This is a genomic window from Amycolatopsis sp. NPDC049252 (genome assembly GCF_043197175.1).
Classification (GTDB): Bacteria; Actinomycetota; Actinomycetes; order Mycobacteriales; family Pseudonocardiaceae; genus Amycolatopsis.
This window is the reverse complement of record NZ_JBICSQ010000001.1, coordinates 453090-465454: the sequence shown is the minus strand read 5'-3', so window position 1 is coordinate 465454 and position 12365 is coordinate 453090. Positions and strand designations below refer to the sequence as shown.

13 protein-coding genes are annotated in these 12365 nt (G+C 71.4%); 4 read left to right on the top strand and 9 right to left on the bottom strand.

What is annotated here, in order from left to right; genetic code table 11:
* The first annotated feature begins 124 nt into the window (after positions 1-124).
* Complete coding sequence (locus ACGFMK_RS02310) at positions 125-991, top strand: helix-turn-helix transcriptional regulator (RefSeq protein WP_323324333.1); 867 nt, start codon at positions 125-127, stop codon at positions 989-991.
* 50 nt (positions 992-1041) lie between these two features.
* Here the strand turns inward: ACGFMK_RS02310 and ACGFMK_RS02305 are convergent, their stop codons facing one another.
* The 9 genes from ACGFMK_RS02305 to ACGFMK_RS02265 are packed head-to-tail and all read right to left on the bottom strand — an operon-like array spanning position 1042 to position 9247.
* Positions 1042-1458, bottom strand: coding sequence for a nuclear transport factor 2 family protein (locus ACGFMK_RS02305; RefSeq protein ID WP_392757155.1), 417 nt, complete (start codon positions 1456-1458; stop codon positions 1042-1044).
* A gap of 11 nt (positions 1459-1469) precedes the next feature.
* Positions 1470-3026: an FAD-dependent monooxygenase gene (locus ACGFMK_RS02300; RefSeq protein WP_392757151.1), complete on the bottom strand. Its 1557-nt coding sequence runs from the start codon at positions 3024-3026 to the stop codon at positions 1470-1472.
* Positions 3027-3043: 17 nt separating this feature from the next.
* Positions 3044-4588 (bottom strand): MFS transporter, encoded by a 1545-nt coding sequence (locus ACGFMK_RS02295; RefSeq protein WP_392757148.1) that lies wholly within the window; start codon positions 4586-4588, stop codon positions 3044-3046.
* Between the two features lie 24 nt (positions 4589-4612).
* The gene (locus tag ACGFMK_RS02290; protein WP_392757144.1) at positions 4613-5554 is read right to left on the bottom strand and encodes an NADP-dependent oxidoreductase; all 942 of its coding nucleotides are present in this window, start codon (positions 5552-5554) and stop codon (positions 4613-4615) included.
* Positions 5551-6264, bottom strand: coding sequence for an HAD family hydrolase (locus ACGFMK_RS02285; protein WP_392757141.1), 714 nt, complete (start codon positions 6262-6264; stop codon positions 5551-5553). Before ACGFMK_RS02285 ends, ACGFMK_RS02290 begins: the two co-directional genes overlap by 4 nt.
* Positions 6261-6506, bottom strand: coding sequence for an acyl carrier protein (locus ACGFMK_RS02280; RefSeq protein ID WP_323324327.1), 246 nt, complete (start codon positions 6504-6506; stop codon positions 6261-6263). Before ACGFMK_RS02280 ends, ACGFMK_RS02285 begins: the two co-directional genes overlap by 4 nt.
* Before the next feature lie 16 nt (positions 6507-6522).
* The gene (locus ACGFMK_RS02275; RefSeq protein ID WP_392757139.1) at positions 6523-7515 is read right to left on the bottom strand and encodes a beta-ketoacyl-ACP synthase III; all 993 of its coding nucleotides are present in this window, start codon (positions 7513-7515) and stop codon (positions 6523-6525) included.
* An 8-nt stretch (positions 7516-7523) separates the two neighbouring features.
* A complete protein-coding gene (locus tag ACGFMK_RS02270; RefSeq protein WP_392757137.1) occupies positions 7524-8243 on the bottom strand; it encodes an AAA family ATPase in 720 nt (239 codons plus the stop codon).
* Positions 8244-8257: 14 nt separating this feature from the next.
* Entirely contained in the window at positions 8258-9247 is a 990-nt protein-coding gene (locus ACGFMK_RS02265) for an AvrD family protein (RefSeq protein WP_392757133.1), read from the bottom strand.
* 274 nt (positions 9248-9521) lie between these two features.
* Between ACGFMK_RS02265 and ACGFMK_RS02260 the strand changes: the two genes are divergently transcribed.
* The 3 genes from ACGFMK_RS02260 to ACGFMK_RS02250 all read left to right on the top strand — a co-directional run bounded on the left by ACGFMK_RS02260 (position 9522) and on the right by ACGFMK_RS02250 (position 12364).
* The gene (locus ACGFMK_RS02260) at positions 9522-9950 is read left to right on the top strand and encodes a hotdog fold thioesterase (RefSeq protein WP_392757130.1); all 429 of its coding nucleotides are present in this window, start codon (positions 9522-9524) and stop codon (positions 9948-9950) included.
* A gap of 117 nt (positions 9951-10067) precedes the next feature.
* Positions 10068-11282 carry an MFS transporter gene (locus tag ACGFMK_RS02255; protein WP_392757127.1) on the top strand — a complete coding sequence of 405 codons (1215 nt, stop codon included), beginning with the start codon at positions 10068-10070 and terminating at the stop codon, positions 11280-11282.
* Between the two features lie 200 nt (positions 11283-11482).
* Complete coding sequence (locus ACGFMK_RS02250) at positions 11483-12364, top strand: helix-turn-helix transcriptional regulator (RefSeq protein WP_392757122.1); 882 nt, start codon at positions 11483-11485, stop codon at positions 12362-12364.
* Position 12365 lies beyond the last annotated feature (1 nt).

Genomic DNA, 12365 nt, shown 5'->3' with positions numbered 1-12365 from the left:
GGCTGCTGAAGCAGTCTGGGGGCGCGCGAAACCCCCGGCCAGATCCCGGTCCGACCCCCGGACGGGCGGTACTGGTACTGGCAGGACCACGCTGACCGGCGGGTTCGTGCGGCACACTGGCCGTATGAGCGAGCAGAACGAGCTGGGCCGGTTCCTCAAGTCGCGACGGGCCCGGATCGATCCCGGCCAGTCCGGCATCGAGGCCAACGCCCGCCGTCGCGTCGCCGGGTTGCGCCGGGAGGAGGTCGCCTCGCTCGCCGGGATCAGCGTCGAGTACTACGTCCGGCTCGAGCAGGGGCGGGCGTCCCGGCCGTCGGAGGCGGTGCTCGACGCGATCGGCCGCGCGCTGCAGCTGGACGCCGACGAGCGCCGCTACCTCGACGGACTGGCCCGCCCCCGGCCGTCGATGCGCTCGCCGCGGCCCGAGCGGGTCCGCACCGAGCTGACGCAGCTGCTCGGCATGATGGACCGCGTGCCGGCGATGGTCATCAACCACCGGATGGACGTGCTGGCCTGGAACCGCCTGGCCGCCCAGCTGTTCTTCGACTTCGAGTCCGTGACACCGCGCGAGCGGAACCTGGCGCGTTTCGGTTTCCTCGACGCGGACAGCAAAGAGCGGTTCATCGACTGGCAGGACGTCGCGCGCGCGACGGTCGGGACCCTGCGCCTGGCGACCAGTCACCACGACGACGACGAAGTGCTCGCGACGCTGCTCGGCGAGCTGATGATGAAGAGCGAGCAGTTCCGGACGTTGTGGGCCGGGCGGGACGTCAAGCAGCGGACGCACGGCAGCAAGCGGTTCCGGCACCCCGTGGTCGGCGAGCTGACCCTGCGGTTCGAGAACTTCGACCTGCCGGGCGAGACCGGGCAGCGGCTGGTGGCGTTCAGCCCGGAGCCGGCCAGCCCGGCGGCGTCGGCGCTGGAGCTGCTGGCGATGTGGACCGGGCCGTCCCCGGAACGCGCGGAGCCGGTGAAGTCCGAAGAAGCCTGAGCCGCAACGGAAAGGGCCCCCGTCGCGTGCCGGGGGCCCTTCTCGTGCGGTCAGTCGCGCCAGGCGAGCTCGGCGCGGTGGCTGTCCTCGAACATGTGGTACCGGACGATCAGTCCGTTGTGGACGCGGACGTGCAGGGCGAACGAGCTCCGGAACACCTTGTCCGTGCGGTGGATCCGGTGCGCGAACGCGCCCAGCACCACGCCGTCCTCACCGTCGACGAGGATCTTCGCGACGTCGAACTGCTCCGTGGTGACGTCTTCGAGCGAGATCCGCAGGAACTCGTCGACCGCGGCCAAGGTGGACCGGCTGCCCGCCCAGGGCACGACGTCCTCGGCACCGGCCACGGCGAAGTCGACGTCCGGGGCGAACAGCTCCAGCAGGCCGGGCCGGTCGCCGCCGCCGAACCGGGTGAAGAACTCGCCGATCGTCGCGGCGGTGTCGCGGACGGTGGTGGGGGTGGACACAGGGGATCTCCTTAGCGGGTCGGGACGATGCTCGTGAGGTGGGTGCGGACGGCCGCCGGGTCGACGGCGGCCACGTAGTGGTCGGGTCGCACGAGGGCGAGCGTGAACCCCTTGGGGTGCCACAGCTTCTCGCCCGCGGACGACGCGGGTGTGAAGTCCTCGGTCAGCGTGCCGTCGGCGTGCACCACGCGCAGCGTGAGCAGCTCGCGGTGCTCGGCCAGCAGGGCGCGGGACGTCGCCTGCGTGATCGGGTCCGTCCCGTGCGCCAGCAGGGTGTAGCGGTCGGTCGGGACGAGCGCGCGCAGTGGTGCCGTGGTGTTCTCGAAGCGCACCGGGTCGTTCGGCAGCAGGTGTCCACTGAGGACCTTCGACTTCCGGGTGCGCTTCTCGACCGGGCCGGCCACCGCGGTCCCGGCCGGGTAGTGGTTGGTCAGCCCGGCCAGCCACGGCGAGTAGTACCGGTCGAACAGCCCGAACCGGCCGGCGAGCCCGGCCGCGACGTCACGGCTCGTGGTCTGCCAGCGCTTCTTGAACATCCACGCCTTGGTCTGCGCCTGCGCCTGCTTGACGACCGCGGAGGCGACGGACGCCCGCTCCTTGCCGTAGCTGTCGAACAGCCGCGGGGAGGCGAGCCCGCGGTGCACCATGGCGAGCTTCCAGGCCAGGTTGTGCGCGTCGGTGACGCCGGTGTTGAGGCCCTGCCCGCCGGCCGGGCTGTGCACGTGCGCCGAGTCCCCGGCCAGGAACACCCGGCCCACCTGGAACTTCTCCGCGTGCCGGGCGTGGATGCTGAACGTCGTCAGCCAGTCGATGTCGTACAGCCGCAGGCCGCCGGGGCCCCGGTTGTCGAGGTACTCCTGCAGCACGGCCGGGGTCAGGTCCTCCGGGCGCATGCCGGGCGGGCCGGCGGTGAACACCCGGAAGCGTCCGTTGTAGAGCGGGATGAGCACCATGACCCCACGCGAGGAGCAGTAGTAGTGCACCGCGTCGCGCTGCAGGTCACCCTCGATCGAGCTGTCCGCCAGGATGAACAGGTTTTCGTAGGTGCTGCCCTGGAAGTCGACGCCGACGAGCTTGCGGACGGTGCTGGTCGCGCCGTCCGTGCCCAGCACGTAGGAGAAGCGGGCCGGCTCCTCGCGGCCGTCCGGCCCGGTGAGGGTGACCTCGACGCCGTCGGCGTCCTGGCGCAGGCCGGTGAGCGCGGTCTCCCACTCGGTGCTGCCGCCCGCGTCGGCGAGTGCCTTGCGCAGCAAAGCTTCGACGTCCGGCTGGGTGATCACCGACGGCTTGGTCTCGGCGCCGAAGGCGATCCGGCAGATCTGCTTGCTCTCGGAGTAGTAGCGGAACGAGTCGACGGGCAGCCCGTAGGTCTCGATGTGCTCACCGCCGCCGAGCAGGCGGAACACCTCCAGGGTGCGCGGCCACACCATCAGGGCCTTGGTGAGCGGGCTGGGTTCGCTCGCCTTGTCGATGAGCCGCACCGGCACGTCGCGCCGGGCGAGCTCGGCCGCGGCGGTGAGCCCGACCGGGCCCCCGCCGACGATCAGGACCGGCAGTTTCTCTGCCATGGTTCACTCCTCGTGAGTCAGGAAGTGGCGGGTGCCAGTTCATCCACAGTGGACGTACGCTCGCGCAGCATCCAGGCGATGGCCGGCGCGCCGAGCGCGCAGACCGCGGCCAGCAGCCACAGCACGGTGTGGAACGCGGACGTGTAGGAGCCGGACACGAACTCGGTGAACGCCGCCTGCTGCCCGGCGGGCACCGTCGTGGCGAGATCGGCGATCCCGCCCTGGGCGGCCTTGTCGGCCACGGCGGCCGCGTCACCCGCGGCCGGGTACGCGCCGATGCCGCCGGCCAGGCCGCTCTGGGTCAGGCTCACCAGCAGCGAGCCCATCCCGGCGATGGCGACGGCTTCACCGGTCAGCCGCATGGTGTTGAACATCCCCGCGGCCATCCCGGCCCGTGACGCGTCCACGGTGCTGATGGCCGCGCCGTCCAGCAGGCCGAACGAGATCCCGACGCCGGTGCCGATCACCAGCAGCGGGCCGAGCAGCGTGCCGGCACCCGACGTCCGGTCGATCGTGGTGAGCCACGCGGCCCCGGCGGCGACGAGCAGCAGGCTGACGCCGAGCAGCACGCGCGGTGGCACGGTCTTGCTCACGGTGCCGGCCACCACCGGGAACACCAGGACGGGCACGGTGAGCAGCAGCATGGTGAGCCCGGCCTGTTGCGCGCTCATCCCGTTGACCCCGATGAAGAACGACGGCAGGAACACCAGCAGGCAGACGAACCCGAACGCGAGCAGCACGGGCATCAGGCAGACGGCCACGAACTTCGGCTGCCGGAACAGGCCGAGGTCGAACATCGGCCGTGCCTGGCGGTGTTCGACGACCACGAACGCGACCAGCAGCACGGCGAACGCGGCGTAGAGCACCAGCACCGCGGGCGCGGCCCAGCCCAGCTGCGGTCCTTCGACCAGGGCAAGGGTCAGCGCGAACAGGCTGCCGCTGAACGTCGTGGTGCCGAGCCAGTCGACCCCCGAGGCGTCCGGGTTCCGCGACTCGGCGAGCTTCGGCAGCGTGAGGAGCACGGCCGCGGCGATCAGGGCGTGCGCGAAGAACACCGCGCGCCAGCCCCAGAGGTCGACCAGGATGCCGGACGTCGACGGGCCGAGCGCCAGGCCGAGGCCGAACGACGAGCCGAGCCAGCCGAACGCCTTCATCCGGGCGGGACCCTCGAAGGTCTGCGCCAGCATCGCGGACGCGGCGGTGAGCACCATCGCGGCCGCGACCCCCGCGGCGCCGCGCAGGACGTCCACCACGACGATGTCCGACACCGAGCCGGCGGCCGCGGTGCAGGCGAGGAAGCCGACCAGGCCGATGGTGAACATCCGCTTGCGGCCCAGCAGATCGGCGAGCGCGCCGGAGGCGAGCATGACGCTCGCGAAGGTGAGGTTGTAGGCGTTGACGATCCACTGGAGACTGACCAGGGAGACGCCGAGGTCGGTGCTGATCGCGGGCAGCGCGATCGACGTCCCGGTCAGGGACGCCGGTAGCAGTCCACAAGCGACACACACGGCGACGAGCGTGATCGCCGGGCTCGCGCGCCGTGCGGACAACGGGGTTGACACGTCGGAACTCCTTCGCGGGTTGGGCTATTCGGAGACGTGCAGGACGATCTTTCCGGTGGTGCGCCCGGTTTCCCCGAGCTCGTGGGCCTTGGCGACGTCCGCCAGCGGCAGCACGTGGTCGAGGTGGACGCGCAGTTCGCCGCGCTCCACCAGGCGGCTCAGCTCGGCGAGACCGGCGGAGTCCGGCTCCACCAGGAACCCGGTGATGCGGACCCCGCGCGCGGCGGCGGCCGCGGCGAGCTCGGCGGTGACCTGGCCGATGGTGAGGATCAGCAGGCCGCCCGGCCGGAGCGTGCCGAGCAGGCCGAGCGTGTGCTCCCCGCCGAGCAGGTCGAGCACGACGTCCTGGTCGTGCACGGCTTCGCGGACGTCGACGGCGGTGTAGTCGACGGCCTCGTCGACCCCCACCGAAGCGAGGAACTCGTGCTTGGCGGCCCGGGCGGTGCCGGTGACGACGGCGCCGCGCGCGTGGGCGATCTGCGCCGCCAGGTGCCCGACCCCGCCCGCGGCCGCGGTGATCAGCACCCGGTCACCCACGCCGATCCCGGCGACGTCGACCAGGGTCTGCCAGGCGGTCAGGCCGGCCATCGGCAGGCCCGCCGCCTCGGGGAAGCTCAGCGACGCGGGCTTGCGCGCGAACTGCCGGGCGGGCGCGGTGACGTACTCGCCGTAACCGCCGGCCTGCCGCGGGAACCACAGCAGCCCGAACACCTCGTCACCGGGCTGGAACCGGGTGACGCGCGGTCCGGCCTCGACGACGCCGGCGACGTCCCAGCCCTGCACGAACGGGGGCGCGCCGAGCGCACCGCTCGGGAACACCCCGCCGCGGATCTTCCAGTCCACCGGGTTGACCCCGGCGGCGCGCACGCGCACCAGCACCTCGGTCGGGACCGGCGCCGGTCTGTCCACTTCGGACAGCACGAGCACGTCCGGGTCGCCGGCGGCGGTGGTCTGCACGGCCTTCATGGGGTTCCTGCTTTCACGGGTTGCGGGAGGGGGAGCGGTGGCCGGTCGGCCGGCTCGAAGGCGGGGATCCGCCGCCAGCCGAGCCGCGCGGCCCGCTCGGCCAGGTCCGGGTCGTCGCCGACGACGACCGGGCAGCCGGTGAGCTCCAGCACCGCCCGGTCGGAGGCGTCGTCGCCGTAGGAGAAGCAGTCGGCCAGGTCGATCCCGTGCTCGGCGGCGACCGCCGCGGCGGCCACCGCCTTGCGCGGGCCGACCATCGGGTCGGCGACCCGGCCGGTGTAGCGGCCTTCGCCGATCTCCGGCTCGGTGCACACGACGACGTCCGCGCCGGTGAGCCGGGCGATCGGGTCGAGGCACGGCGCGAACGAGCCGGACAGCAGCACGACCAGGTCGCCACCGGCCGCGTGGGCGCGCAGCATGGTGAGCACCCGCGGGTCGAACAGCCCGCCGAGCGCGCGTTCCAGGTCGAACCAGCGCCGGCCGCCGGTGGCCAGGTCGGCCACCGAGCGTCCGGCGAAGACCCCGTAGAACGCCCGGTTGGCCTCGACCCGGGACGCGCCCGCCGCCTTCCGCCGGTCCAGTGCCGTCATGGCGTCCACATAGGACTCCGGCTGACCGCGCACCGCGCAGTCGTAGGCGAGGAACCGGAACAGGCTGGTGACGGTCAGGAGCGTCCCGTCGACGTCGAAGAAGGCCGCTCGCCGGGTCATCGGACCGCGGCGGTCTTCTCGTCCAGATACGCGAGGGCTTCGCGCACGGTCAGGTCGTGGTGCAGGTCGCCCTCGGGGACGACGGCGCCGTACTCGCGCTGCACCCAGAGCGCGACCTCCATCAGGTGCAGGGAGTCGAGACCGATCTCCTCCAGCGTGCGGTCCGGAGCCAGCTCGGTGACGGGCAGCTCGGCCTTGTCGGCGAGCAGCTGGACGAGGCGGGCGTTGACGGTGGTTTCCATTTCGTTCCCCAGTTGTCTAGTTGCGTGGGAGGTCGGGCCACTCGAGCGTCACCGCGCCCCAGCTGGCTCCACCGCCGAACGCGGTGAGCAGGACGCGGTCGCCCGCGGTGATCAGGCCGGCGCTCGCGGCGTCGTCGAGCGCGAGCGGGATGGACGCGGCGGCGGTGTTGCCGTACTTCGCGAGGTTGACGAAGGCCCGCTCTTCGGGCAGGCCGAGCTCGTCGGCGACCGCGCGCAGGATGCGGACGTTCGCCTGGTGCCCCACGAGCCAGTCGACGTCGCCGGGGCCCCAGCCGGTGCGGGCCAGCGCCGACCGCGACGACGACGCCATCCGCCGGACGGCGTTGGTGAACACCGTCTTGCCCTGCATCTTCATGAAGTGGTCGCCCGCGTCGGCGGACGTCTTCCGCCGCGAACCACCGGCCGGGACGATGATCAGGTCGGCCAGCGCGCCGTCGCTGCCGAGGTCGAAGCCGAGCAGCGCGCCGCGCTGCGACTCGTCCCCGGCTTCGAGCACCACCGCGCCGGCCCCGTCGCCGAAGATCGGCGCGGTGGTGCGGTCGTCCGGGTCGATGATCGTGGTGAACGCCTCGGCACCGATCACCAGGACGCGGTCCGCGGTGCCGAGCGCGATCAGCCCGGCCGCCGTGGCCAGCGCGTACAGGAACCCCGAGCAGACCGCGGCGACGTCGTAGGCCGGCACGGTGCCCAGCCCGAGCCGGTCGGCCACGGTCGGCCCGGTGGCCGGGCAGGGGTGGTCCGGGGTCGTGGTGGCCAGCACCAGCGCGTCGACGCTGTCGACCCCGGCGGACTTCAGCGCCCGCCGCCCGGCTTCGGTGGCCAGGTCGCTGGTCGCGGTGCCGGGCTCGACCACCCGGCGCTCGCGGATGCCGGTGCGCGAGGTGATCCACTGGTCGGACGTGTCCATCCGGGCGGCCAGCATCTCGTTGGTGACGACCCGGTCCGGGACGGTGGAGCCGAGACCGGTGAGCACCGCGGCCCGGTTCATCGCGCCCTTCACGAGACGGCCGACACGGCCCAGGCCCGGTCGGACTCGATCGTCATGTCGACCGCCTGGTACTCCTGGCGGGCGCGCTCGATGGCCTCCTCGACCGTCATGACCGGCGCGAAGCCGAACAGGTCGACGATCTTGTTGAGCCGCTCGGGCAGCGTGCCGCCGACGACGTGGCGCGGGATGCCCAGCTCGTCGATCGCGGCCGCGATGCCCTCGTCGGCCAGCCGGCGGAACCGCTCGTTGACCGGCCGGTGGCCGTCCTTGGCCAGCTCCAGCTCGTTGGGCAGGTGCACGAACGCGTCGTAGGTCTCGCGGACGTGGTCCTTGATCGCCGAGCCGAGCTGCGTCATGACCGCGTCGAAGAACTCCATGTCGGGCGTGCGCTCGACCGTCTCGACGTCGGACAGGTGCACCGAGTCGTTCGGGTTGATGCCGACGATCACCCGCACCGCCCCGTACAGCCACTCCTGCAGCGACGAGCCGTCGGAGACGAACCCCTTGGTCAGGTGGCTCTCGTGCACGCAGCGCTCGACGTGCCGGCGCACGATGAGCTGGATCAGCTCGGCGCCGGAGCACTCCTCCAGCGTCTTGCCGGGTACCGCGATCGGGAGCAGCTCGCGCATCGTGCGGGCCCGGGTGCGCGGGATGTCGACGTAGTGCGCCAGCGCGTAGGAGGTGAGGGTCTTGCCGGACGAGTAGGTGCCGGAAATGGCGAGTTTCATGGGATCTCCTGGTTTCAGCTGCCGTGGGGCAGCGCGTGGGTGACGCCGCAGGTGAACGCGACGCCGGCGAACTCGGTGAGGATGTCGGCGGTGCGCCAGACCCCTTCGTTCATCTCGACGAGCCGGGTGTTCGCCAGCCGGGTGTGCAGCGGCAGGCCCGGCCGGAACGTCCGATGTGGACTGGTGCTCGTCAGCGTGGTGGTGCGCATCCAGAGGGTGTTGCTGTCACGGCGGTGCATGCCGTCCAGCTCGTAGAGCAGGATCTGGGCCAGCTGCAGGCCGGTGGCGAAGGCGTCGACCATGGTGGGCGCCGGGGTGTACGCGGCTTCGGCGCCCTGCGTGGTGTTCGCGTCGGTCAGGTCGACGTTCGCGGTCGCGACGAGGTCGCCGAGGTTCAGTTCGAGGTCGTCGATCCGGTGCGCGCCGCGGGTGAAACCCGAGCCGTAGTACCGGTTCTTGGCCGGGCCGAGCAGCGTGTCGAGGCTCGGCAGCAGGTCGTGACCCGGGTGGGCCGTGCCGCCGGGGTGCTCGATCTCGCAGCGCACCCGCATCGCGCCGACCTGGCAGTCCACAACGGACACCGCGGGCAGCGCCGTGCCGGCCCCGGTGCCGGTCAGCCGTCCCGCCAGCGGCAGCTCGGTGAGGTCCTCCTCCGGCGCGCGGCCGGCGCGGATCCGGACCCGGCGGACCCACAGCGTCCGGTGGGCCGCGGGGTCGAGGCGGAACGTCCGCACCACGCACGCCTCGGCGAGCTGGACGCCCAGCAGGATCGCGTCGATCGTGCTCAGGTGCGGGCGCAGGTCCGTGCCGGCGAGCTTCTTGGACCAGTCGGCGGGGTAGGTCAGCCCGACGGTCGTGGTGACGTCGGCGTCGTGCTCGCTCCGCACGTCGGCGACGAGCGGGCCGAAGCGGTAACCGACCCGGCGGTAACCGGCGGAGAAGAAACGCTTGCCGCCCGGGCCCAAATAGTCGTCGACGGCGTGGCGCAGTGAGGTTTCGGGCATGTTTCATCCGATCGAAAGGAGTGTTGCGAAAGAGGAAGAGGCAGCGTGGCCGGATGGGTGAACCGACATCGACGGCGGCTGGATACCAAAAACCTAACCAGCCCGGCGGTGTCCGTGCCAGCGTCGATTTGTACGCATACCGGTATGCGGGTACTGCCACCACCACTGTGATCTGGCCTACAGGAACCGGCGGTCCGTACCGGGAACCGGCTTAGCCTGAAAAACGGCGGAGCGCTCGCCGAATCATTTTCGTGGTCATTTACGGAGGACAGTCATGGACGCCGATTTTTCCGGACGCGCGATTCTCGTCGGCGACCAGGCCGAGCAGTTGATCGCGAAACTCGGCATCGTGATCGGCGAATGCCGCCCCGGCCTGGTCGTCGGCACCATGCCGGTGTCCGGGAACCGCCAGCCGGTCGGGATCATGCACGGTGGCGCGAACGCCGCGTTCGCCGAGACGCTCGGCTCGTTCGCGGCCTGGCAGCACGCCGGCCCGGACGGCCAGGCGGTCGGGCTGGACCTGTCGTGCACGCACCACCGGTGGGTCGCGTCGGGCACGGTGAAAGGTGTGGCGAAGCCGCTGCACGAAGGAAGATCGAGTGCCACCTACGAGATCGTCATCACCGACGACGCCGGCCGCCGCACCTGCACGGCCCGCCTGACCTGCGCCATCAGCCGCCGGGTGCGGCCCGCGTCGCGCTGAGGGTGGTAGTCCCGGTACCGGTACCGGCGGTCCGGGGGAAGAGCGTGGTCTGGCACGCGCCGGGCGGTGGCTGGGACGCTCGGGGGCGAACCCGCCGACGTCCGGAGGTCGCCAGCAGTGGCCACGTCAAGCTCGCCCGCCCGCGCCACGCTGCTTCCCGGCGCGGGGATGCCGAAGCTGATGGTCACGCTGTTCTCGGTGGCCGCCGGGCTCGCGGTGGCCAACATCTACTACGTCCAGCCGCTGCTCACCGCCATCGCGGCGGAGTTCCGCACCGGCAGCGGCGAGACCTCGCTGATCGTCACCGTCACGACCTTCGGCTACGCCGCCGGGCTCGTGTTCGTGGTGCCGCTGGCGGACATCGTGGACCGCCGGAAGCTGATCGTCACGCTGCTGTCGATCGTCGCGGTGATCCAGGCGGTGTCGGCCGCGGCGCCGTCGATCGCCGTGCTGACCGTGGTGTCCGGCCTGGTCGCGGCGAGTGCCGTGGTCGCGCCGATCATGGTCGCGTTCGCCGCGACGCTCGCCGCGCCCGCCGAACGCGGCGGGGTCACCGGGCGGGTGATGAGCGGGGTGCTGGTCGGCGTCCTGCTGGCCCGCACCGGCGGTGGCCTGGTCGCGCAGTGGGCCGGCAGCTGGCGCGCGGTGTACGTCGTCGCCGCCGTGCTGATGGTCGTGCTCGCGCTGCTGCTGCACCGGAAGCTGCCGACGGTCCCGGTCGGCGCCCGGCTCGGCTACGGCGGGCTGCTGCGCTCGGTCGTGGCCATCGTGCGCGAAGAACCGTTGCTGCGCCTGCGGTGCCTCTACGGCTTCCTGAGCTTCGCCGGGTTCAGCGCCTTCTGGGCGACGACGGCGTTCCTGCTGGGCGGCCCGCCCTACCACTACGGCGAGGCCGTGATCGGGTTGTTCGGCCTGCTCGGGGCGGTCGGCGCGTACGCCGCGCGCGTCGCGGGCAAGTTCGTCGACCGCGGCTGGGAGCGGTGGTCGACCGGGGCGCTGCTGCTGGCCGTGCTGCTCGCCTGGGGGCTGATGGCGATCGACGGCGGGGGTGCCCTGATCCCGCTGATGGCCGGGGTCGTCGGGCTGGACCTGGGCGTGCAGGGGGTGCAGGTGGCGAACCTGAGCATCATCTACGCCCTGCGCCCGGAAGCACGCAGCCGGATCACGATGGCCTACACCGGCACCTATTTCCTCGGTGGCGCGGTGGGTTCCGCGGTTTCCGGTGCGGCCTACGCCGCGGGCGGCTGGCTCGCGGTGTGCGCGGCGGGCGCCGTATTCGCGGTGCTCGCGCTCGTGATCTGGGCCATGCACACTTTGTGTCGCGCGCGTTAACTCTTTTTTCGTCACACGGCGGCGGGCCCCCCTTTCGTGCCCCCGATATTCGACAAGAAGATCATCCACCGGTTGTCGGCTGAGGACTATTCTGAATTATCCGATCGCCTGAATGGGGTCGGTCAATTCACGCGCTACTTCCGGTGTGCGCACGGCTACGGGTTGCGCTTTTCCTTGACTTGTGTATTGACCGACTTACTATGGAAGACATGGGTAAAACTGGGGGCTATAGCAGAAATCGAGTGGAACTGGGGCATTTTCTTCGAACCAAAAGATCGAGTCTCGCGCCGGCGGATATCGGCTTGTCCGTTTCGTCTGGTAAGCGGCGGACGCCCGGCCTGCGCCGGGAAGAGGTCGCCGTGGTGGCCGGGATCGGGACGTCCTGGTACGCCTGGCTCGAGCAGGGTCGCGACATCAACGTCTCGGAAAACGTCGCCCGCGCGATCGGCCGGGCGCTGCGCCTGGACAACTCCGAGTTCCGGTACCTGTACCAGCTGCTGGGGATCAGCTTGGGGCAGGACGCCGGTCTCGGCGTGGAACCGCTGGGCCTGGACGCCGGTCGGGTGGTCGACGAATGGCTGCCGAATCCGGCGCTGGTGGTCGACGAACTGTGGAACCTGGTCGACTTCAACGCCTCGGCGCGGATCGTGTTCGGGATCGGGCCGGGTGATCGCAACCTGCTCGAAAGCTTCTTCACCAATGAGCAGGTGAGGTCGCGCTACTCGAACCCCGAGCGCGTCGAACGCGAAGCGGTCGCGCATTTCCGGGCGGCCGCGGCGGGCCGGTACAACGATCCCGGCTTCGGCAGGCTGATCGCGTCGCTCTGCTCGCGGAGTGAGCGGTTCGCGGTGCTGTGGCGCAGTCACGAAGTGCTGGGCTCGTGGAAGAAGCGGAAGGAGATCGACCACCCGGACGTGGGCCGGCTGAGCTTCGACGTGCACGCCTGGCGCGTCGACGGCGTGGACGACATCCGGTTGTTCCTGCACCTGCCCTGCCCGGCGTCCGACACCCGGATGAAGCTGGAAACCCTGCTGCGCAAGCACGAACCGCTCGTGCGAGAGGCGCAGCCGGCGGCCAGCTGAG